We start from the raw sequence: 22,007 nt of genomic DNA, 5'->3' as shown, positions 1-22,007 counted from the left end.
CACCGACGCGCCCCCAGCGGGATCGGGCCAGCGGCGTGGAGGTGTCGTGCAGCGTCCACCGAGCGTCGACCGGAGAGAAGAGCCAAAGTTGTCCCCGACCAGCGAGACCGCACAGGGCGGTGGCCGCCGCCTCGTCATCGTCGAGTCGCCCGCCAAGGCGAAGACGATCAGTGGCTACCTCGGCGCCGGCTACACGGTCGAGGCGAGCGTCGGGCACATCCGTGACCTCCCCAACGGCGCCGCCGAGGTACCGGCGAAGTACAAGGGTGAGCCGTGGGCCCGCCTCGGTGTGAACGTCGACGCCGACTTCCAGCCGATCTACGTCGTCAACAGCGACAAGAAGGATCAGGTCAAGAAGCTCAAGGAACTTCTGGCCGACTCCGACGAACTCTTCCTCGCCACCGATGAGGACCGCGAGGGCGAGGCCATCGCCTGGCACCTGCAGGAGATCCTCAAGCCCAAGGTGCCCGTCCACCGCATGGTCTTCCACGAGATCACCAAGGACGCCATCCGGGCGGCCGTCGCCAACCCGCGGGAGCTGAACAAGCGGCTGGTGGACGCCCAGGAGACCCGCCGCATCCTGGACCGCCTCTACGGCTACGAGGTCTCCCCCGTGCTGTGGAAGAAGGTCATGCCGCGCCTGTCGGCCGGCCGCGTCCAGTCCGTCGCCACCCGCCTCGTCGTCGAGCGCGAACGCGAGCGCATCGCCTTCCGCTCCGCCGAGTACTGGGACCTCACCGGCACCTTTTCCACCGGCCGCGAGGGCGACACCACCGACCCCGGCACCTTCGGCGCCCGCCTGAACAGCGTCGACGGCCGCCGCGTCGCCCAGGGTCGGGACTTCGGCGCCGACGGCCGCCTCAAGAGCGACCAGGTACTCCACCTCGACGAGGCCGCTGCCCGTGGTCTCGCCGAGGCGCTGGAAGGCGCCTCCTTCGCCGTCCGGTCGGTGGAGTCCAAGCCGTACCGGCGCTCGCCGTACGCGCCCTTCCGCACCACCACCCTCCAGCAGGAGGCCAGCCGGAAGCTCGGCCTCGGCGCGAAGGCGACCATGCAGGTGGCGCAGAAGCTGTACGAGAACGGCTTCATCACCTACATGCGTACCGACTCCACCACGCTCTCGGACACCGCGGTCTCCGCCGCGCGTGCCCAGGTCACCCAGCTCTACGGCGCCCAGTACCTGCCGGACAAGCCCCGCTCCTACGCCGGGAAGGTCAAGAACGCCCAGGAGGCGCACGAGGCGATCCGTCCCTCCGGCGACCGGTTCCGCACCCCCGGGGAGACGGGCCTGACCGGCGACCAGTTCCGGCTCTACGAACTCATCTGGAAGCGGACGGTCGCCTCCCAGATGAAGGACGCGGTCGGTGACAGCGTCACCGTCAAGATCGGCGGCACCGCCACCGACGGGCGCGACGCCGAGTTCAGCGCGTCCGGCAAGACCATCACCTTCCACGGCTTCCTCAAGGCGTATGTGGAAGGGGCCGACGACCCCAACGCCGAACTCGACGACCGCGAGCGCCGGCTGCCGCAGGTGCAGGAGGGCGACGCCCTCACCGCCCGCGAGGTCTCCGTCGACGGCCACGCCACCAAGCCGCCGGCCCGCTACACCGAGGCCTCGCTGGTCAAGGAGCTGGAGGAGCGGGAGATCGGCCGCCCCTCGACCTACGCGTCGATCATCGGCACGATCCTGGACCGCGGCTACGTCTTCAAGAAGGGCACCGCGCTCGTCCCCTCCTTCCTCTCCTTCGCCGTGGTCAACCTGCTGGAGAAGCACTTCGGCCGGCTCGTCGACTACGACTTCACCGCGCGCATGGAGGACGACCTCGACCGCATCGCCCGCGGGGAGGCCCAGTCCGTGCCGTGGCTGCGCCGCTTCTACTTCGGTGAGGGCGATGCCGAGGGCCTGGACCCGGCCGCCGGTGCCGCCTCCGAGGCGGGCAACGGCGACGGCGACCACCTCGGCGGGCTCAAGGAACTCGTCACCGACCTCGGTGCCATCGACGCCCGTGAGGTGTCCTCCTTCCCCGTCAGCGACGACATCGTGCTGCGCGTCGGCCGCTACGGCCCGTACGTCGAGCGGGGCGAGCGCGACACCGAGCAGCACCAGCGCGCCGACGTGCCCGACGACCTCGCCCCCGACGAGCTGACCGTGGAGCTCGCGGAGGAGCTGCTGGCCAAGCCCAGCGGCGCCTTCGAACTGGGTACCGACCCCGAGTCCGGCAACCAGATCGTCGCCAAGGACGGCCGCTACGGCCCCTACGTGACCGAGATCCTCCCCGAGGGCACGCCGAAGACCGGCAAGAACGCGGTCAAGCCACGCACCGCCTCGCTCTTCAAGTCGATGTCCCTGGACACCGTGACGCTGGCCGACGCGCTCAAGCTGATGTCGCTGCCGCGCGTGGTGGGTACCGACCCCGAGGGCGTGGAGATCACCGCGCAGAACGGCCGGTACGGCCCCTACCTGAAGAAGGGGACCGACTCCCGCTCGCTGGAGACCGAGGAGCAGCTCTTCACCATCACGGTGGAGGAGGCGCTCGCCATCTACGCCCAGCCCAAGCAGCGGGGCCGGGCCGCGGCCAAGCCCCCGCTGAAGGAGCTCGGCAACGACCCGACCAACGAGCGGCCGGTCGTGGTCAAGGACGGCCGGTTCGGGCCGTACGTCACCGACGGGGAGACCAACGCCACCCTGCGGCGGGACGACGACGTCGAGACCATCACACCGGAGCGCGGCTTCGAGCTGCTCGCGGAGAAGCGCGCCAAGGGTCCGGCGAAGAAGACCGCCAAGAAGTCCGCGGCGAAGAAGTCCACGGCCAAGAAGACCACCGCGAAGAAGACGGCGGAGAAGACCACGACGGCCAAGTCCACCGCGAAGAAGTCCGCGGCGAAGACGACGGCCGCCAAGAAGACCGCTGCGAAGAAGACCACGGCGGCGAAGAAGACCGCTGCCGGTTCGAAGGGCTCCGGCGACACCGGCGAGTGAAACGCACCGCCCCGGCCCGCTGACACCTCTCAGCCGGCCGGGGTGTTCCGTTCCCGGGGGACGGCCTGCGCCCGCCCGGCCCTCGGGCCTGCCCAGGCGCCTTCGGGGCCGGTCGGACCCTGGCTGGTCCGGCCCCTCCGGCCAGGCCTTTGCCCCTGGCGCCGGGGCCGGTGGGGCTGGAGTGACGGGACACGACCCGCCCATGTGTTCGGGTGGGCCACGTGGGGGACGCGTCGTCCCGTTAGGCTGGCGGGATGACGCGTACCGAGCAGCCAACGGTCGTGAACCCCACCACCGACGCCCTTGCCGCGGACTCCCGCGAGCGCGCGGTGCGGGCACTGCTGCGCCTTCCCCCGCTGAAGCGGCTGTGGAGCGCACGGTTCGTCGGGGGCATCGCGGACTCCCTCGCCCTCCTGGTCCTCGTCCTCCTCGGACTCCAGGCGGCCACCTACGTACCCGTCGGGGGAGAGGCGGCGTTCGGCGGGGGCTACCGCGGGGCCGCCTTCGCCGTGACCACCGTCCTGGCGGCCCGGCTGCTGTCGACGCTGCTGTTCGGCGCCGTCCTCCTCGGCCCGCTGTCCGCGCTGACCGGCCCCTCCGGACCGCTCGACCGGCGCTGGACGATGATGGTCGCGGACGGGGTGCGGCTGGCGCTCCTGGTCGTGGCGCCGCTGTGGATCGACTGGACGCCGGGCAACGCCCTGGCCTGGGTGCTGGTCACCGCCTTCGTCGTGGGCGTCGCCGAACGCTTCTGGTCGGTGGCCTACGACAGCGTCACCCCGGCTCTGCTGCCCGCGCCGCCCCCCGAGGGCGCCGCCGTGCGCCCGCTGCCCGACACCATGGGCGCCCTGCGCCGGCTCTCGCTGCGCACCGCGTTCGTCGTGCTGCCGCTGGGTGCCGCGGCCCTCGTCGTCGTCTCCGTCATCGGCAACCTGCTCGGCAACGGCATCGAGTGGTTCCACCTGCACCAGGCCGCCCTCGGCTCCTACGTGGCCTCCGGGCTGTTCGCCGCGTCCGTCTCGATCCTGTACTTCCTCAGCTTCCCGGACGCCAAGGCCCCGCGCCCCCGCTCCCCGCTGGAGGGCCTGCGCCGACCGCGTGCCGGTGACGGCGGGCGCGCCGACCGCGGCCGGACGGGTGCCGTCCCGCTGCTGGTCCTCGCCTGCGCGGCGGTGGCCGCGGCGATCGCGGCGGCCGTGGCGGTCGCGGTGCTGCACGCCACCGACCTCGGCGGCGGCCCGGCGGCCTTCGCGCTCTTCGCGCTGGCGCTGTGCGGCGGCCCGGTCCTCGGCATCCGCTACGCCTCCCGGGTGCTGCCCGGCTTCCCCCGCCGCCGCATGCTCGCCCTGGCGCTCGCCGTCACCGGCGTCGCGCTGCTGGCGATGGGCCTGGTGCCGGACACCACGACCGTGCTGCTGCTGGCGCTCCTCGCCGGCCTCGCCGCCGGCGTCGCCGCCAACACCGGCCACACCCTGCTCGACCAGGAGACCGAACCGGACCGCACGGCCCGGGTCACCGAGCACCTGCACGCCGTGGTCCGCGTCTGCCTGGCCCTGGCCGCGATCGTGGCGCCGCTGCTGGCCGCTGCCATCGGCCCGCACCACCTCTCCAGCGGGAGCTGGGTGTTCGCCCACGGCGGCGCCGCGTTCACCCTGATGCTCGTCGGTGCGCTGCTGCTGCCCGTCGCGGCGCTGGTGCTGGGCAAGGTCGACGACCGCCACGGCGTCCCGCTCCGCCGCGACCTGCGCGAGGCGCTGCGCGGTGGCGAGCCGCCGCAGAAGCCCGCCGAGACCGGCTTCTTCATCGCCCTGGAGGGCGGCGACGGCGCGGGCAAGTCCACCCAGGCCGAGGCACTGGCCGAGTGGATCCGCGCCAAGGGCCACGAGGTCGTCGTCACCCGCGAGCCGGGGGCGACGGCGGTCGGCAAGCGACTGCGCTCCATCGTGCTGGACGTCGGCACCGACGGCCTCTCCGACCGCGCCGAGGCCCTGCTGTTCGCCGCCGACCGCGCCGAGCACGTCAGCAGCGTCATCCGCCCCGCCCTCGAACGCGGCGCCGTGGTCATCACCGACCGCTACACCGACTCCTCCGTCGCCTACCAGGGCGCAGGACGCGACCTGGCCCCCACCGAGGTGGCGCGGATCTCGCGCTGGGCGACCGACGGGCTCGTCCCGCACCTCACGGTCCTGCTGGACATCGCCCCGCAGGACGCCCGTGAACGCTTCACCGAGGCCCCCGACCGGTTGGAGAGCGAGCCCAGCGAGTTCCACGAGCGGGTCCGCTCCGGCTTCCTGGCGCTGGCTGCCGCCGACCCGGCCCGCTACCTCGTGGTGGACGCCGCACAGGAGCCGGAGGCCGTCACCACCGTCGTGCGCCACCGCCTCGACCAGGTGCTGCCGCTGTCGGAGAGCGAGATCCAGGCCCGCGAGGAGGCCCGGCGGCGCGCCGAGGAGGAGGCCCGCCGCAAGGCCGAGGAGGAGGCCGCCCGCAAGGCCGAGGAGGAGCGCCTGGAGCGCGAGCGCCAGGAGCAGCTCGCGCGGCTGCGCGCCGAGGAGGAGGAGCGCCGGCGCCAGGAGGCGGAGGCCGAGGAGCGCCGCCGGGCCGAGGCCGAGGCAGCCCGCCTGGCCGAGGAGGAGCGTCGCCGCGCCGAGGAGGAGCAGCGCAGGGCGGAGGAGGAGCGAGCCCGCCGGGAGGCCGAGGAGGAGGCGCGCGCCGCGGAGCAGGAACGGCTCCGGCTGCGGGCCGAGGAGGAGCGCAGGCTCCGCGAGGAGGCCAACGCCCGCCGCCTGGAGAAGCAGCGCCGCGCCGAGGAGGCCCTGCGCCGTGCCGAGGAGGCCCGCCTCGCGGCGGAGGCCGCCGGCGGCGAGGCCCCCACGGTGGAGTCACCGCAGCCCGCCCCGCCGCAGCACGGGGAGGGCACGGCCGACGAGACGGCCGTCCTGCCCCGTTGGTCGCAGGCGCCCGGCTCAGCCGCCGGGGCGGACGCTGCGGAGACCGCGGCCCTGCCCGCCGTCAACCTGCACAAGTCCACCGGCTCCCACCCGGCGGAACCGCACGAGACCCGGCGTCCGGTGGGCGACAGCGACAACGAACGCACCGCCGACCTGCCGCTGCCCGGGGCGCCGCACACCGGCGCAGCGGACGAGACGGCGGTCCTCCCGCCGGTCGGCGAGCAGGCACCGGCCGCCTGGCCCGAGCCGCACGGGGCCACCCGCGCCACCGCCCCCGGTGACCACGCCGGGTACGGGCAGGGCGGCCACGACGACCCGGCCGGGCGGGTCCCCTCGTGGATGTTCCGTGAGGACCACCACGGCGGTGAGGCCGGCCGTGACCGCGGCGGTTACGAGGACTCGCCGGTCGAGCGCACCCGCGAACTGCCCGCGGTCGTCCCGGACGAGTCCGGACGCGGCGTGCGCCCGGAGTGGGCGGAGGAGACCCCGCTGGACGACCTCCCGACGCTGGCCGACGAACTGCTCGGCCCGCACCACGAGGACGACCACTACCCGGGCCGGTCCGCCGCGGACGAGGCCGAACCGGGTGACGACGACGGGTCCCGGTACGGCAGGGGCCGCGGCGGCCACGGCGAGTCCGGTCCCCGGCGGTGATCCGGCGCGCCGGGGCACCGCTCCCGGCGCCGGCCGCGGTCCGGGACGCCTCCCGGGCCGTGGCCACGTCGTCCACCTGCGCCTTTGGGGCGATGTCAGTCGCCTCGGCGACAATGGGCGGCGAGTGGTGAGGCTGCGGCGCGTGGTGCCCCTGGGACCTCGCGGGCACCGTCGTCCCGGCCGGAGCCCGCGTGGCACGGCGGCCGGCGGTGCGGCCGCACCGAGCGCGAGCAGAGAGACGGTGGACGCACGATGACGGTGTGGGACGACGTGGTCGGCCAGGAACGGGTCGCCCGGCAGCTCGCCGCCGCAGCGGTCGACGCCGACGCCTACGTCACCGCGCAGGGCCGTCCCGCCGAGGCCTCCCCGGCGGAGGACGGCACCTCCGCGCCGGCCCTCGCCGCCTCCCGGATGACCCACGCCTGGCTGTTCACCGGCCCGCCCGGCTCGGGACGGGCCACGGCCGCGCGGGCCTTCGCCGCCGCCCTGCAGTGCGTCAGCCCGGATCGCGCTCTCGGCGGGGAGCCCGGCTGCGGCTTCTGCGACGGCTGCCACACGGCACTGGTCGGCACCCACGCCGACGTCGAGGTGGTCCGCACCGAGCTGCTGTCCATCGGCGTCAAGGAGACCCGCGAGCTGGTACGCCGCGCCTCGATGTCCCCGGCCGGCGGACGCTGGCAGGTGATCGTCCTGGAGGACGCCGACCGCCTCACCGAGGGCGCCGGGAACGTCCTGCTCAAGGCCGTGGAGGAGCCGGCGCCCCGTACCGTCTGGCTGCTGTGCGCACCCTCCGTCGAGGACGTCCTGCCCACCATCCGCTCCCGTTGCCGGCTGCTGACGCTGAGCACCCCGCCCGTCGACGCCGTCGCCGACCTCCTGATTCGCCGGGACGGCATCGACCCCGGGACGGCGCACAGCGCGGCCCGCGCGACACAGGGCCACATCGGCCGGGCCCGCCGGCTGGCCACCGACGAACGCGCCCGCGCCCGCCGCGCCGCCGTCCTGAAGCTGCCCGCCCGCATCGACGACATCGGCGGTTGTCTGCGCGCGGCCCAGGAGCTCATCGACGCCTCCACCGAGGACGCCAAGCAGATGGCGGAGGAGACGGACGCCAAGGAGACGGAGGAGCTGCGGGCGGCCCTGGGCGCCGCCGCGGGCAGCAACGGCCGGCTGCCCCGGGGCACGGCCGGCGTCATGAAGGACCTCCAGGACAAGCAGAAGCGCCGCTTGACCCGGACCCAGCGCGACAGCCTGGACCTCGCCCTGGTGGACCTGACCTCCTTCTACCGGGACGTCCTGGCCCTCCAGCTGGGTGCCTCCGTGGCCCTCTCCAGCGACGAGGTCCGCGACACCGTGCAGCGCGTCGCCACCGGCTCGACCCCCGAGCGCACCCTGCGCCGCATCGACGCCGTCATGGCCTGCCGGGAGGCCCTGGACCGCAATGTCGCACCGCTGCTCGCCGTGGAGGCCATGACGGTCGCCCTGCGCGCGGGCTGACGGCCGAGGCCGGGCCTTCCGCGGCGCCGCCGGGCGCATGGGCCGCTGCCCGCTGCTGAACGGCTCCGCTGCTGAACGGCTGCGTTCCTGGACGGCTGCGCTCCTGCACGGCTGCGCGGCGGCCCCTGCGCGACGTCCCGGGAGGGGGCCGGGGGCCGGATCGCCCCTGTGGTCCGGCGGCAAGGCGACATCGATCGCCCCCGCGCGGGCGCCCGTGCTCACTCGTACGTGACGTCGGGCAGGCGAGGGATGCTCACGTACGGATACGCTCCCATGACGCACCGTCGACGGTGGTCGCTCCTCGTCCGCCGGCACCGCCCCAGCCCGCTCACCCCAACGGCCGGCAGTCCTGAACCGCCGACACCGACCGGACGGGCCCGGTACTTCCCGGACCGTTGCCCGTCACCGCCCGAACCTGCTTCGAGGACCGCCTGTGATGGACACCGCCCGCCTGCTGCGTGCCACCGGCTGCGCCCTGGCCGCAGCCGCACTGCTCCTGTCGTCCGGCTGCTCCTCAGGCACCGGCCGCCCCGCCGGGCCCGCCGGCCCCAGCCCGGCCGGAAGCCCGGCGGGCCGCCCCACCTCCGGCCTCGCCACGCTCCAGCCGCTGCCGACCGCGATCCCCGAGAACCTGCGGTCCTACTACGACCAGAAGCTGCACTGGCGCAAGTGCGGGGTCGCCGGCTTCCAGTGCGCGACGATGCGCGCCCCTCTGGACTACGAGCACCCGAGCCAGGAGAGCGACCTCAAGCTGGCCGTGTCCCGCAAGGGGGCCACCGGTCCCGGCAAGAAGATCGGCTCGCTCCTGGTGGACCCGGGCGGGCCGGGGGCCTCGGCCATCGACTACCTCCAGCAGTACGCCCCGCAGCCCGCCTCGGTGCAGGCCCGCTACGACATGGTGGCGATGGACCCGCGCGGGGTGGCCCGCAGCGCACCGGTGAAGTGCCTGCCGGACAAGCAGATGGACACGTACACGCAGGTCGACCAGACCCCGGACGACAACGGTGAGGTCCGGAAGCTGACCGCGGCGTACCGGAACTTCGCCCAGGCCTGCCGGGCGCACTCCAAGGGCCTCCTGGGCCACGTCTCCACCGTCGAGGCCGCCCGCGACATGGACGTGCTGCGCTCGGTGCTCGGCGACCGCAAGCTCAACTACGTGGGCGCCTCCTACGGCACCTTCCTGGGTGCGACCTACGCGGGCCTCTTCCCCTCCCGCTCCGGCCGCCTCGTCCTGGACGGCGCCATGGACCCGTCCCTGAACGCCCGGCAGGTCAACGAGCAGCAGACCGCCGGCTTCAACACGGCCTTCGAGGCGTTCGCGAAGGACTGCGTGAAGAAGCCCGACTGCCCGCTGGGGACGAAGAGCCCCCAGGACGCCGGCAAGCGGCTGAACGCCCTCTTCCGCAAGCTGGACCAGCACCCCATCTCCACCGGCGAGCCCCGCAAGCTGACCGAGTCCCTCGCCACCACCGGCGTCATCGCCGCCATGTACGACGAGGGGGCCTGGCCCACGCTGCGCGAGTACCTCGGCCAGGCCGAGAAGGGAGACGGCCGCGGACTGCTGACGCTCTCCGACAGCTACTACGAGCGCGACCCCGACGGGAAGTACGCCAACCTCATGTCCGCCAACGCGGCCGTGAACTGCCTCGACCTCCCGCCGGCCTTCCCCGACGCAAGGGCCGCCCGCAACGCCGTCCCCGCCTTCGACAAGGCGTCCCCCGTCTTCGGCGACGGCTTCACCTGGGCGGCGCTGAACTGCACGTACTGGTCGACGAAGCCCACCGGCAAGCCGCAGCGCATCGAGGCGAAGGGCGCCGACCCCATCGTCGTGGTCGGCACCACCCGGGACCCCGCGACCCCCTACCGCTGGGCCAAGGCGCTCGCCTCGCAGCTCTCCTCCGCCACCCTGCTGACGTACGTCGGGGACGGCCACACCGCCTACGGCCGCGGCAGCCGCTGCATCGACGACGCCATCAACACCTACCTGGTCAGGGGCACCCCTCCGGCCGCCGGCAAGCGCTGCACCTGAGCCCGCAACCCGGTACGAACCACACCGGCGCACTGTGTAGACTGGGCCGCGCAACACGCCGCCTTAGCTCAGTCGGCCAGAGCGACGCACTCGTAATGCGTAGGTCAAGGGTTCGATTCCCTTAGGCGGCTCGCGGAAAGCCCAGGTCACACCGCCCGTGACCTGGGCTTTTGCGTGTTCCGGGGCAGGGGGCGTCGAGCGGCCCGTGTGTCGCTTGACGGGCTGCGTGAGCGGTGCGTGAGCGCCGGGGTCCGGGACCTACTTGGCGGGCTTCTTCCGCTTGGCCTTCGCCTTGCCCCTGGCCTGCGCCTTCTTGGCTCCCTCGGCCTCTCCGGCTGCCTTCGCCTTCCGGGCCTTCTTCGCGCGCTTGGCCTTGGCCTCGGCCTCCGCCTTCTGCCGCGCCTTCTCCGCCTTGCGTGCCGCCTCCTCGGCCTCCGTCTTGCGCTGGAGGGGGACGAGCTGGGCGGTGGCCTCGGCGGCGCTCCTGCCGACGTGGGGGAGCACGCTCTGGTAGATGTCCCGCGTGATCCGGGTGTCGCTGTGCCCGAGGGTGTCCGAGACGATCTTCACGTCGATGCCGGCGGCGAGCATGAGGGTGGCCGCGCCGTGGCGCAGGTCGTGCAGCCGGATCGGCGGGAGGCCGGAGGCGGCGACCAGGCGCTCGAAGAGGTCGGTGACCTTGCCCGGGTGGAGCCAGGACCCGTCCTCCTGCGTGAAGACCAGACCGGTGTCCACCCACGCCCCGCCCCACTCTGCCCGGTCGGCCTCCTGCCGCTCGCGGTGGTGCTTCAGCACGCCGACGGTGTCGTCGTCCAGGGCGACCACGCGGAAGCCGCTGTCGGTCTTCGGCTCGGACGACTCGACCTCCCAGCCGTCCTGCACGAGTTGGCCGGTGACGGTGAGGGAGTGCCGGTCGAGGTTGGTCTCCGACCACGGCTGCCCGCACGCCTCACCACGGCGCAGGCCGCGGAAGGCGATCAGGTGCCACATCGCGTACAGTCGGTCCTCGGCGACGAAGTCGAGGAACGCGCCGGTCTGTTCCGGCGTCCAGACCATCACGGGGGAGGGCTTCTCGCCGGTCTGGCGCCATCGTGCGATCCGCTCGTCCGTCCATACCAGCGCCTTCGGCTTGCGGGCCGGGTCGATCTCGACGTGGGCCGCCGGGTTGAAGGTGATGACCTGCTGGCCGATCGCGTCGTTGAGGGCGGCGCGGAGGGTGGCCTTGACGTGCTGACGGGTGGCGGGTCCGGTGACGCGGCGGAAGGGCGGCATCGCGTCGATCGCCTCCCGCATCGCCTTGCGGCGGGCCCGGTTCTCCCGGCCCTTCCACGGCACGGTCGCCAGTTCCTCCAGCGCCGCGCGCCGCTGGGCGTTCTGCTCCCGGATCGCGGCGTTGGCGTCGGCGATGGCGGTGAACATCTCGCTGAGGTGGCTCACCCGCAGCCGGTCCAGGCGGCGGTGGCCGATGTGCGGTTTGAGGTGGACGCGGATGTCCGTCTCGTAGCGGCCGAGCCCGGACTTGCGGATGCGCTTGCCGGCGAGCCACCGGTCCAGCCACTCGGCGACGGTCAGGCTGCCGACGAGGTCCTGGCCGGCCATCAGGCGGCGCCGTGTCTCCTCCACCTCCGGCAGGGGCAGCTTCTCGCCGCTGACCTCGGCCAGCATCTCGGCGACGAGCTGGACGCCCTCGGGGTCGTCGGACTCGGCGAGCCCCATGAGGGCGCGCACGTGGTCGAGGTCGGCCTGGGCGGCCTTGAGGCTGGTGTAGCCGCCCCGTGCGAAGGAGCGTCGGCTGCCGTCGGCGCGGGGCGGCAGCTCCTGGCGTATCGAGTACGTGCAGTGGTTCCTGCTGTTGCGCCTGGGGCAGGAGGCGCCGAGTTCCCTGCCGGTCTTCGGGTCGCGGCAGGAACATCGGCGGTAGGTGGAGCCCTTCAAAGATCGTTCTCCTCGGTGCTGTCGGAATCGCTCCATGGCGATGGGAGTGGGCCCGGGGCAGGCCACAGGTACGGAGGCGTGGCGCCCTCTTCCTCGATGAAGGCGCGGGCTCTGTGCAGGCGGTCGCGGGCCTCCTCGGCCTCCTCGGCGGCGCGCGCCTGCGCACGGAGGGCCTCGGCCTTCCACTCGGCGTTGTGCGCGCTCGCGGCGTGGTGACGGGCGTACTCCTCGTCGCGTTGTGCGTTGCGAAGCCGCTCCTGAGCGGCCTCGTGGGCCCGGAAGTAGCGGAGCATGTCGTCGTCCGCGCCGAGGTCGGACGCCTCGCCGGTGAACCAGCGCAGCGCGTTCAGGGTGGACGTGGCGTCCTGGAGCGGAAGCCGCTGCACGTCCTCGACGTACCCGACGGGGTAGATGAGGCCGATCGGTGCGGTGTTCAGCGCCTCGGCCAGGACCATCACGTCCACCAGGGGCAGGGTGGAGCGTCGTCCGGACTCCATGTTGGCGATGACGTTCCGGGGGATCGGGTGTCCGATCTCCTCGCACCTGTCGGCCAGGTCCTGCGCGCTCCACCCCATCTCCTTACGTCGCCTGCGGACCTCGGCGGCCACGGTGGCCATGACCTGGTCCACCCACTCGGGGACGTCGTCCTCGTCGGCCTGCTCAGACTCATGGTGACTACGACGTTGTGTCATGCAGACACATTAACTCGCCTAGCGTTAGTTGATGGCCCTTGATGCGGACGTGGAAGGCTCGTTCGCCGTGGGCTCACTCGTGAGAGGAGCGCACATGCGCGAGAACCAAGAGGCGGCTCGGTCGCAGGGGATGATGCGCGACGAGCTGCTGCGGCTGCCCGCCGCCGTTGACCTGGAGACAGGCAATCGCGCGCTGGGGCTCGGCCGGAGCAAGGGGTACGAGCTCGCCAAGCGCGGCCAGTACCCGTGCAAGGTCCTCAGGCTCGGAAACGCCTACCGGGTGGTGACCGCCGACCTGTTGGCCCTGCTGGGCCTGGCGGCGTGAGGCGCCCGAGGGGCCCCGAATCCTTCTGCGCTTAGCTGACACAGAAACGCTGGACTGTGCCACGGCGTGGACGTACTGTCCGTGGTCGCTCGCAGGGCTGGAGGGCCTGCGAGAAGCGTGAGGGCCTCCGGCGGTGCAACGCCGAAGGCCCCAGCAACCCCGAACGGCCCTGCAAGAACCAACCCGGCGGTCAAGGCGTGCAAGCCCGCCACCGCCAGACGAGGAGCTGCCCCATGGAACACCCTCATCCCGAGCCCTATTCCGCACCCACCGGCAGTGCGTGGCCCCCGGTGGCCATCCCCGGCAAGCCCGGCCACCGCACCGGCGCAGCGCCCACGCCCACCACCGGTGACGCGGCGGCCGGGGAGGAGGCCGGGGAGTCTGCGGGATGCGTCGTCCCCACGGACGAGCAGGCCGAGCCGGTACGGGACGACCCCGCCCCCACCGCCGGATCGACACTCCTGGAGGAACTGCGCTCGCAGATAGCGAAGTTCGTCATCCTCCCGTCACCGGAGGCGCTGGACGCGGTCACCCTCTGGGTGGCGGCCACGCACCTCCAGCCCGCCTGGCAGCACGCACCGCGCCTCGCGGTCGTCGGCCCCGCCAAACGGTGCGGCAAGTCCCGCCTGCTGGACGTGCTGACCGAGACGGTCCACCAGCCGATGCTCACCATCAACACCACCCCGGCCGCGGTCTTCCGCTCCATCACCGAGGAACCGCCCACCCTCCTGGTGGACGAGGCGGACACGATCTTCGGTACGCCGAAACAGGCGGAGAAGAACGAGGAGATGCGCGGCCTCCTCAACGCCGGCCATCAGCGCAACCGGTACGTCACCCGCGTCGTGGGCGCCGACCACACCCCGCACCGCTTCGCCACCTTCGCCATGGCGGCGCTCGCGGGCATCGGCGACCTGCCCGACACGATCATGGACCGGGCGGTGGTGATCCGGATGCGCCGCCGGGCGGAGGGCGAGCGCGTGAAGCCCTTCCGCTCCCGCCGCGACATCCCAGCCCTGCACGACCTCCGCGACCGTCTCGCCGACTGGGTCCGCCCGTTGCAGGAGGAGGCGTCCGACCTCGAACCGGACCTCCCGGTGGAGGACCGGGCCGCCGACACATGGGAGCCGCTAGTCATCGTCGCCGACCTGGCCGCGGGCCCCTGGCCCCGGCTCGCCCGCACCGCCTGCGCCCACATGGTCGCCGCCGAGGTCGAGAACGAGGAGGACCAGCCCGGCGGCGCCCGCATACTCGCCGACATCCGCAGGGTCTTCCTCGCCCAGCGCGAGCCCGACAGCCTGACCACGGACGACCTGCTCCACCAGCTCCGCCAGGACGACGAGAGCCCCTGGGCGGAATGGGGACGCAGCGGGCTCAACGCCAAGGACCTCGCCACGATGCTCCGCGAGTTCGGCATCAGGCCGGGCAACGTCCGCCTCGCCGACGGGACCCAGCGCAAGGGCTACACGCGCAACAAGTTCCTCGATGCCTGGCGACGCTACTGCCCGGCCGTTCAGAACCTGAACGCCGAGGACGCCCCCATGACGGGCTGAGCCCGCCCCGCCTCCCCGTGCCCGTCCCTGCCGTCCCTGCCGTGAAACCGCAGGTCAGAGCCCGCCCGAGCGAGACGGCTACGGAAGCCAAGACGGCAACGCGATCAACCCGCCACCCGCCCGCGCCGGGACGGCACCGCGAGCCGTCCCATGCCGTCCCGGGCGTCCCCGCCGTATCGGCGCAGGTCGGGGGCTGCTGGCCGGGACGGCACCGTACGACGGCGCCGTCCCGGCCGACGGCAGGGCGGGCACCTCCCAACGCCACAGCCGATGACCGCCACAGCCCTCCGGTACGGCAGACAAGACGGCTGCCGTACCCGCCCTGACCTGCGCCTGCAACGGCCAAGACGGCAAGACGGATCATCCGGAACACCCCAGGAGCACCCCGCTTGACGCACCTCACCACCCCCACTCAGCACCACCGCCGCGACTACGGCGAACCCGCGACGAGCAAGCAGGCCACCGAGCGGTACGCGCTCGCCGCCGCCGGAGTCGTGATCGTCCTCCTCACCGCGGGCGGATTCTGGCTCTCCTACGCGCACCTCGCCGAGGTCGCCGGACAGCACGGGCTCGGCCGCTCGCCCATCCGCCAGTGGGCGTGGCCCGCCACGCTGGATGCCTTCATCGTCGCCGGGGAGCTGCTGATGCTCCGCGCCGGTCTGCGCCGGGTCACCGACGGCTGGGCGATCGCACTCACCGCCACCGGCTCGGCCGGCTCCATCGCCCTCAACGTCGCCGGAGTCAGCGGCACCGGCCAAGCCGGACCCGTACCCCTGCTGAACTACGTGGTCGCAGCGGTACCTCCAGCCGCCGCTCTGCTCGCCTTCGGCGTCCTGATGCGGCAGATCCACTCGCTCGTCGAGCGACCCGTCAAGGAGATCCGCAGCTCCGCCGCCCGGCCACCGAAACCGCCGGTCGGCGAAACCGCCCGCGTCGGCGATACCGCCGAGCGACCGCAGCTCCCCTCCGGCCAGCCGCCCGCGCCTGTCCCGGAACCGGTGATCAGGAAGCGGGGCGGACGCCCGGCGAGCGCAACGGTGGAGCAGCTCGTGGAGCTCGCGCGGGCTGCTGTCGCCGACGGTCGCCCGCTCACGCGCCAGAACGTCGAGCAGGCCATACGCGTCGCAGGCCACACCGTCAGCGGCAAACGTCTCACCGACGTGATGACCGACCTGCGAAACGACCCGCACCCTCCCGTGTCGCCCGACCGCACGTGACCGCCCGACCGCACGTGACCGCCCGGCCGGCGGGGGAGCCCTCCCGCCGGCCCGCCGGCGGGCCGCCGCACCCCTACCCGTCCACAGCTGTGGACGACGCATCCCGGCCACCGCGCCGGCGAACGCGAGCCCCAGCTCTGGAGCCCCGAGCCGTGACGAACCACCCCGACCAGACCTCACCCCACGCGACCGACGGCACACAGCCCCCACAGCCCGAACCGCTGTGGAAGCGCCTGCGTCACGCCTTCGGACGGGTTGCCCCGGGCGGAGCCAGTAGTACCCCGAGTCCGACTCATGGCCGGTCTTCGGGGGACTCCGCCCCGGGGGTGGCGGAGTCGGCCCAGCGCCAGGGGGCGCCCGGCCACGGGGTCAGGGCCGCGGGCGGCCCCGCCCCGGACAACCTCCACGCGGCCCAGCGAGCAGTCCTCGCCCCCGCGCCCTCCGTCGCTGCCGGCGAGCCCACCGTCACGAGCGCCCGCCCCACCATCCGCCGCTTCAACGGTGACAAGCGCACGGAGCGCGTCGGCCCCCTGCGCTTCCTCACCGACGAACGCGTCCGCCTGCACCAGGCCGCCGCCGAGCACGGCTACAGCGGCGCATCCGGTTTCGCAGCCGACGTCGTCCTCGCCTTCCTCGACGGGCGCTTCACCGCCAACCTTCCGCTCAGCGAGGACCGCCGCCGTACCCACCACTTCCGCGCACAGGTCCTGCGCCAGCTCAACCGCATCGGCGTCAACATCAACCAGATCGCCCGAGCCCTCAACAGCGACGCCACCCCACCCGAGATCCGCGAACGCCTGGACGAACTCCACCTCCTGCTCACGCACATCGCCCGCGCCCTACGCGAACCCGCCGACCACCCCACGGAGAGCTGACCGGGATGATCGCCGCCATCAAGCCCGCCGGCACCAAGACCCGCGGCCTGCTCGCCTACCTCTACGGGCCGGGCCGCCACGACGAACACCTCGACCCCCACATCGTGGCCGCCTTCGCCCTGCTCGGCATGCCCGACCCCGGCCGGGATGAGCACGCCACCCTCTCCGCCCTCGCCCGCCACCTCGACGCCCCCGTCGCCCTGCGCAACAGCGAGTTCGGCAAGCCCGTCACCGACCACGTCTGGCACTGCCCCGTGCGCGCCGCACCCGAGGACCGCCACCTCTCCGACACCGAATGGGGCGAGATCGCCCAGCGCATCGTCTCCGCCGCCGGCATCGCACCCGAAGGCGATGACCTCGCCTGCCGCTGGATCGCCGTACGCCACGCGCCCGACCACATCCACATCCTCGCCACCACCGTCCGCGAGGACGGCCGCCGCCCCAAGCTCCACGACAGCGGCCTGCGCGTCGGCGACGCCTGCCGCCGCATCGAGGAGGACTACGGCCTACGCCGCCTGCACAAGGGCGACCGCACCGCCGCCCGCCGCCCCACCCAGGCCGAGATGCACAAGACCGAGCGTCTGGGCTGGCAACAGACCAGTAGGCAGTGGCTGGAGCAGCGCATCCGCGCCGCCCTCCCCCACGTGAGGGACACCGAAGAACTCCTCTCCTACCTCCAGTCCGACGGCCTCGCCATCAAGGCCCGACGAGGCCCCTCCGGTGACCTGCTCGGCTACTCCGCCGGCCGCCCGGACGAGGTGAACAAGCAGGGCGAGCAGATCTACCACCCCGGCGGCAAGATCGCCCCCGACCTCACCCTGCCCAAACTCCACGCCCGCCTGGAGACCGGCACCCCCGAGGAACACCCCACCGCCCGCCGCGACCGCTCCACCAGCCCCTGGCACCAGGCCACCGACGCCCTCGACACCCTCCACGACCACCTCCACGCCACCACCACCGACGACGGCGACGGTGACGCGCAGGCCCAGGCGCACCTCGCCGCCCTCGGCGAACTCATCGAAGTTACCGCCCAAGGCGCCCCCGCCCCTTTGGTCGCCGACCTTCATGCGGCATCGAGGGCTTTCGCCCACGTCCAGCGCTCCCGCATCCGCGCCGACCACCGCGCAGCCGACGCCCTACGCCTGGCCGCCCGCGACATCGTCCACACCGCCACCGGCCCCGACGGCAGCGCCCTGGCAGCCCTACTCGCGGCCATGGTCTGGGCAACGATCCTCGCCGGCCGCTGGCACGAGGCCAAGGGCCACGCCCACCAGGCCGAAGCCGCCCACCGCACCCTCCAACACCTCCAAGCCGCCACCGACCAAGCCCTCGCCCCCACCCTCGTCGCGCTGGAGCGCCGACAGCCCAGGGAGGACGCCCGCCGCACCCTCGCAAACGACGTCCGCGCCGCCGTCCCTGACCACGCCGAGCGGATACTCGCCGACCCGACCTGGCCCGCACTCGCCACGACCCTCGCTGACGCCGAAGCCGGCGGCCACAAGCCGCACCAACTTCTCAAGGAGGCTGCCGCGAAGCGCGAACTGCACACCGCACGCCAACCCGCGCGCGTCCTGCTCACCCGCCTCCAGCACACCGCCCGCAACCCCGCCCCCAACCGCCGAGCGGAAGCCGCCCGCCGCCGATCGACCACCTGGACGCCCCACGCCACCACCGAGGCAAACGCCCCGCAGCCGCCTCCGCCCGGGACCGACCACACCCAGCACCGTGGTCACCGCCCCGGAAGGTGACCGCACCAGGGGGCCGTGCAGACGGCTCGCAGCACCGACGCCTGCCTTCGTCGAGGCGTCGGGAGCTGCCTGGCTCGGGGGCAGGGGCGGGGCAACATAGGCGCACATCGCCGGTTAGGCAAACCGCGCATTCTCCGGACCCTTGGTGGACCCGAGCAACACCACCACTACGGAGAGCCCCGCATGCCCGACACCGCCCCCCGCCCCCACGTCGTCGCCCTGCTCTGCGACGCGGACTTCACGCGACGCCGCGACACCCACACCTGGTCCCACCGCGACGGCCGCCCCTTCACCAAGGAGGAGCAGACCACCGCGGGAACGGCCACCCGCTGGGACTTCGAGGAGGTCAAGGAACAGATGAACCGCTACAACCAGTACCTCCAGCGAAAGATGGAAGCCCCCGACGCCCTCCAGGACTTCCTCGCCCCCTTCATGGCCCGCCTCACCCACCCCACCCTCGGCAACGCCGTCCAGCTCATGGCCGACGACGACCGCACCCAGCTCGACCATCTCCTGAGCGAAGTAGCCACACCCGCCAAGCCCTTCCGCCCCTACACCTTCTGACCTCACCCCGTCCCGAGGGCAGGGCTGTGGCGGCGGGCCTATCCCGTCGCCACAGCCCTCAAATACGCTCTACCGCCCATCCGCCGACCGGGCCCACGGGGCACTGGGGTGGGAAGGTGCACACGTATGACAACGGAAAATCTGCACAGATTCGACGCCCAGTCTGCTGAAGGCACCCTGCGAGCAGCCTGCACGATCGTGGGGTTCACTCCAGGCAAGGTCGAGCTGCTGAGGCTGGGCGACCACGCCCTCTTCCGCATGCACGGCGGCCAGATCGTGTCCCGCGTCGGGCGTCACCCTGACCGCCTGCCGTCGGTAGGCCGAGAGGTCGCCATCGCCCACTGGCTGTCCCGCGAGGAGTACCCCGCAGTGCGGCTCGCTGTCACGGCTGAGCAACCGGTCGCGGTCCACGGGCACCCGGTGACCTTCTGGGAGGGACTGGTCGACGGCGAGGAGTACGCCAGCACCCGAGAGATGGGCTCTCTGCTCCGACGACTGCACGCTCTCGAAGCTCCACCTGCTTCCCTCCCCGAGCTGCGACCTTTCGACAAGGTCGGCCGTCGCCTCCGTCGAGCGGAGATCGGCGCCGAAGCCCGCTCCTACCTCACCGCCCTGGCTACGGACCTGGCCACCAGCTATGACCGGCTCGACTTCGCCCTGCCACGAGGGCACGTGCACGGCGACTTCAACGTGGGCAACGTACTGCGTGACTCCCACGGGCAGCCGCACGTCATCGATCTCGACGGCTTCGCGGTCGGTCCCCGTGAGTGGGATCTCACGCAGACGGCCATGTACTACGAGAGCTTCGGTTGGCACACGGCGGACGAGTACGCCGGCTTCGCGGCGGCGTACGGCTTCGACGTGAGGAAGTGGCCCGGGTACCCCGTACTGCGGAGCGTTCGTGAGCTGCTGATGATCACCTGGCTCGCGCAGAACGCTGGGACTGATCCACGTGCTTCCGAAGAAGTCGCCAAGCGCATCGCCACGCTGAGGGAGGGCGGTTCACGGCGGAAGTGGGCGCCCTTCTGACCAGCAGCCGCACCACACGGTCCTCAAGCCATGGGCCCGCTCGGCAAGCCGGACGCCGCCACCTGCTCCGAGAGGCGGCGCCGGGTGCTAGTTCCGACCACCGGCAGTCCGATGCTCCTATTCCAAGCGCGCGTGGTCCTTGTCAGGAGGGACTGCCAGATCCGCTCCTGCAGCTCGCGGATGCAGGGGCCGCACGCGCACATGGGTGCCTGGGCGCCGGCGACTTTGGCCGGGCCGATCCATAGGACGCGCGTCCACCGCCGCCCGCAGTAGAGCCAGCAGATGCCGTCGGCCCCCTTCACTGTCGTCGTCGGTGGCCGCAGGGGCGGCCAGTCCTCCGCGAGCGAACCCGGCGATCCCGGGGACTGCCCTGGCGCGCATGGAGATCTCCGTCAGCATCCGCCCGGCCGCCTTTGTCCTCAGAGTCCCCGGGACATCGCGGCGGCGTCATCCTGCTTCGCGGCGTCGGAGAACAGGAGCGTCGGCTCGGCGAGGATGTCGCGGCCGGCCTCGCTCTTGTAGATCTCGTCGACACTGCCGAAGCGGGCCTGGGAGTAGTCGAGGTCCAGGAGCGCGGCTGCCTGGCGCACCGACGCCTCGTCGGGTCCTTCGATCTCCAGGAAGGTGGGGAGGTCGGGCCAGGTGTCGAAGTCGAAGGCGACCTCGCCCAGACGCCACTCCTCGCGGTAGTTCTCCTGGTAGCGGACTTCGGTGAGGCCGACCCTGCGCAGGATGTCGGCCATGGCGTGCAGGTCGGTCACCTCGGTCTCGATCTCCGTGGTGCCGTCGATCGTCGTGGCGTCGGTGACCTGCTTGAGCGTGAGCGTCGAACGGGTGCCCTCGTCACGCAGTCGGACCCAGGCGCCGCCGTCGAGGGAGTCGTTCTCGAAGATCTTGCGGGTGAGGAGTGTGCGGGGGAACGCCTGGACGGCGTTGAGGGCGGTCAGCTTTGCCTGGAGGCCGGCGGCGTCCACGGCCAGGAACTTCGCCTCGTACTCGTGCTTCACGGGTCCTTCTCTCGGAATCAGGAGATGGGGACGAGCCCGCCGCTCTGTTTCAGGTGACGCATCTCGCGCCGGCCTGCGTGCCTCTGCCGCAGCCTTTCCGATCCATGCGGCTGGCAAGCTCGGCTTCCATGGCGCTGGTGACCGCCGGCCACGGTACCGGCAGAGGGGTGCAGGTGCTCCAGAAGTCATGGAAGGCCCGCACGATGGAGCTGGAGCCGAAGCGGAGGAGATCGGCCGGAACGGTCGCCAGCGCGCGCCGCGTCACGCTTCCTGCCCCTCGTGCTGCCGGTGTGATGCCGCTTCCGAGCAGCAGCGTCGCCGTTCGCATGGCGTCGAGGACGTTTGGCATCGCCGTCCCGCTGAATCCGCCGAAGAGGAGGTCACCCCATGGGCGTCGTGACCGCGCCCAGAGGAGACGTTCCAGCCCCGTGCCAAGGTCCAGAGCCAGCCGGTCGGGATGGCCGACGTTCCAAAGCAGGACCATGTCCCCGACTGCGAGGTCCAAGTGGTGGAACATCAGCGTCATTCCGGCGACCTGCCGCCGGTGCCAGACCTCGGCGCGGCCCGAGAACCGGATGTGCCGGGCGTGAAAGCCCAGGCGAGAGAGGACGTACAACCACCCATCCAGGGCCTCGGCGTACTCGTCGAGATGGGCGATGTACTGGACCCGCGAGACGTTGACGAAGGACGTCAGGAAGCCGTCGAGCAGTTCACCGTGCGAGTCACGCTCTCCTGTGAGGCGCACCACGGGCTGAGGGATGAAGCCCTGCCGGAACGTGACGGCCTTGCCCTGCTTGAGCAGGGGGTCGAGAGCCTGCACGGCGGAGATGGTGAGTTCGGTCTCCCGGCCCCACCGCAGAGGGAGGCACTGGTCCCGGCTGACCCCACGGGCAGCGAAGGCGGATTCAAGAGTTTCCAACACGTCCGCCCAGGCGGGTATCGACCGGGGAGGTA

Annotated in this window: 15 protein-coding genes and 1 tRNA gene; 12 read left to right on the top strand and 4 right to left on the bottom strand. The window is 72.5% G+C overall.

Going from position 1 to position 22,007, the window contains the following annotated elements:
* The first annotated feature begins 88 nt into the window (after window positions 1-88).
* From topA to ACFV3R_RS00695, 5 genes are all read left to right on the top strand, one after another.
* Window positions 89-2,980 (top strand): type I DNA topoisomerase, encoded by a 2,892-nt coding sequence (gene topA / locus ACFV3R_RS00715; RefSeq protein ID WP_385573072.1) that lies wholly within the window; start codon window positions 89-91, stop codon window positions 2,978-2,980.
* A 254-nt stretch (window positions 2,981-3,234) separates the two neighbouring features.
* Complete coding sequence (gene tmk, locus ACFV3R_RS00710) at window positions 3,235-6,585, top strand: dTMP kinase (RefSeq protein WP_385573070.1); 3,351 nt, start codon at window positions 3,235-3,237, stop codon at window positions 6,583-6,585.
* 252 nt (window positions 6,586-6,837) lie between these two features.
* Window positions 6,838-8,082 carry a DNA polymerase III subunit delta' gene (locus ACFV3R_RS00705; protein ID WP_385573068.1) on the top strand — a complete coding sequence of 415 codons (1,245 nt, stop codon included), beginning with the start codon at window positions 6,838-6,840 and terminating at the stop codon, window positions 8,080-8,082.
* 436 nt (window positions 8,083-8,518) lie between these two features.
* The gene (locus ACFV3R_RS00700; protein WP_385573066.1) at window positions 8,519-10,111 is read left to right on the top strand and encodes an alpha/beta hydrolase; all 1,593 of its coding nucleotides are present in this window, start codon (window positions 8,519-8,521) and stop codon (window positions 10,109-10,111) included.
* Between the two features lie 57 nt (window positions 10,112-10,168).
* Window positions 10,169-10,242: transfer RNA gene (locus ACFV3R_RS00695), tRNA-Thr, on the top strand.
* Between the two features lie 127 nt (window positions 10,243-10,369).
* On the opposite strand, the gene ACFV3R_RS00690 is transcribed toward ACFV3R_RS00695, so the two are convergent.
* Window positions 10,370-12,046, bottom strand: coding sequence for a tyrosine-type recombinase/integrase (locus ACFV3R_RS00690; RefSeq protein ID WP_385573064.1), 1,677 nt, complete (start codon window positions 12,044-12,046; stop codon window positions 10,370-10,372).
* Window positions 12,043-12,738 carry a helix-turn-helix domain-containing protein gene (locus ACFV3R_RS00685; RefSeq protein ID WP_385573063.1) on the bottom strand — a complete coding sequence of 232 codons (696 nt, stop codon included), beginning with the start codon at window positions 12,736-12,738 and terminating at the stop codon, window positions 12,043-12,045. The genes ACFV3R_RS00690 and ACFV3R_RS00685 overlap by 4 nt, the downstream gene beginning before the upstream one ends.
* A gap of 94 nt (window positions 12,739-12,832) precedes the next feature.
* Here ACFV3R_RS00685 and ACFV3R_RS00680 point away from each other — a divergent pair, with 94 nt between their 5' ends.
* The 7 genes from ACFV3R_RS00680 to ACFV3R_RS00650 all read left to right on the top strand — a co-directional run bounded on the left by ACFV3R_RS00680 (window position 12,833) and on the right by ACFV3R_RS00650 (window position 20,046).
* Window positions 12,833-13,063, top strand: coding sequence for a hypothetical protein (locus ACFV3R_RS00680; RefSeq protein WP_385573062.1), 231 nt, complete (start codon window positions 12,833-12,835; stop codon window positions 13,061-13,063).
* Window positions 13,064-13,296: 233 nt separating this feature from the next.
* On the top strand, window positions 13,297-14,613 hold the full coding sequence (locus ACFV3R_RS00675; protein WP_385573061.1) for a DUF3631 domain-containing protein: 1,317 nt from the start codon (window positions 13,297-13,299) through the stop codon (window positions 14,611-14,613).
* A gap of 389 nt (window positions 14,614-15,002) precedes the next feature.
* On the top strand, window positions 15,003-15,830 hold the full coding sequence (locus ACFV3R_RS00670; protein WP_385573060.1) for a DUF2637 domain-containing protein: 828 nt from the start codon (window positions 15,003-15,005) through the stop codon (window positions 15,828-15,830).
* A gap of 326 nt (window positions 15,831-16,156) precedes the next feature.
* Window positions 16,157-16,705 (top strand): MobC family plasmid mobilization relaxosome protein, encoded by a 549-nt coding sequence (locus tag ACFV3R_RS00665; RefSeq protein ID WP_385573058.1) that lies wholly within the window; start codon window positions 16,157-16,159, stop codon window positions 16,703-16,705.
* 5 nt (window positions 16,706-16,710) lie between these two features.
* Window positions 16,711-18,453: a relaxase/mobilization nuclease domain-containing protein gene (locus ACFV3R_RS00660; protein ID WP_385573056.1), complete on the top strand. Its 1,743-nt coding sequence runs from the start codon at window positions 16,711-16,713 to the stop codon at window positions 18,451-18,453.
* A gap of 183 nt (window positions 18,454-18,636) precedes the next feature.
* A complete protein-coding gene (locus ACFV3R_RS00655; protein WP_385573054.1) occupies window positions 18,637-19,017 on the top strand; it encodes a hypothetical protein in 381 nt (126 codons plus the stop codon).
* Between the two features lie 126 nt (window positions 19,018-19,143).
* A complete protein-coding gene (locus ACFV3R_RS00650; RefSeq protein ID WP_385573052.1) occupies window positions 19,144-20,046 on the top strand; it encodes a phosphotransferase enzyme family protein in 903 nt (300 codons plus the stop codon).
* Window positions 20,047-20,465: 419 nt separating this feature from the next.
* Here ACFV3R_RS00650 and ACFV3R_RS00645 read toward each other — a convergent pair whose 3' ends face one another.
* Both ACFV3R_RS00645 and ACFV3R_RS00640 read right to left on the bottom strand, forming a co-directional pair.
* Window positions 20,466-21,053 (bottom strand): class IV adenylate cyclase, encoded by a 588-nt coding sequence (locus ACFV3R_RS00645; protein WP_385573050.1) that lies wholly within the window; start codon window positions 21,051-21,053, stop codon window positions 20,466-20,468.
* A 49-nt stretch (window positions 21,054-21,102) separates the two neighbouring features.
* Window positions 21,103-21,873: a hypothetical protein gene (locus ACFV3R_RS00640; protein WP_385573048.1), complete on the bottom strand. Its 771-nt coding sequence runs from the start codon at window positions 21,871-21,873 to the stop codon at window positions 21,103-21,105.
* Window positions 21,874-22,007 lie beyond the last annotated feature (134 nt).

Source organism: Streptomyces sp. NPDC059740 (assembly GCF_042733155.1).
In the GTDB taxonomy this organism is placed as follows: domain Bacteria; phylum Actinomycetota; class Actinomycetes; order Streptomycetales; family Streptomycetaceae; genus Streptomyces.
Note: the sequence above shows the minus strand (reverse complement) of the source record. Positions and strands in the feature narration are given on the sequence as shown.

Coding starts and splice junctions, on each gene's coding strand:
- tmk (WP_385573070.1), top strand. CDS start 3,235: ATGACGCGTACCGAGCAGCCAACGGTCGTGAACCCCACCACCGACGCC.
- ACFV3R_RS00705 (WP_385573068.1), top strand. CDS start 6,838: ATGACGGTGTGGGACGACGTGGTCGGCCAGGAACGGGTCGCCCGGCAG.
- ACFV3R_RS00700 (WP_385573066.1), top strand. CDS start 8,519: ATGGACACCGCCCGCCTGCTGCGTGCCACCGGCTGCGCCCTGGCCGCA.
- ACFV3R_RS00685 (WP_385573063.1), bottom strand. CDS start 12,738: ATGACACAACGTCGTAGTCACCATGAGTCTGAGCAGGCCGACGAGGAC.
- ACFV3R_RS00680 (WP_385573062.1), top strand. CDS start 12,833: ATGCGCGAGAACCAAGAGGCGGCTCGGTCGCAGGGGATGATGCGCGAC.
- ACFV3R_RS00675 (WP_385573061.1), top strand. CDS start 13,297: ATGGAACACCCTCATCCCGAGCCCTATTCCGCACCCACCGGCAGTGCG.
- ACFV3R_RS00660 (WP_385573056.1), top strand. CDS start 16,711: ATGATCGCCGCCATCAAGCCCGCCGGCACCAAGACCCGCGGCCTGCTC.
- ACFV3R_RS00655 (WP_385573054.1), top strand. CDS start 18,637: ATGCCCGACACCGCCCCCCGCCCCCACGTCGTCGCCCTGCTCTGCGAC.
- ACFV3R_RS00650 (WP_385573052.1), top strand. CDS start 19,144: ATGACAACGGAAAATCTGCACAGATTCGACGCCCAGTCTGCTGAAGGC.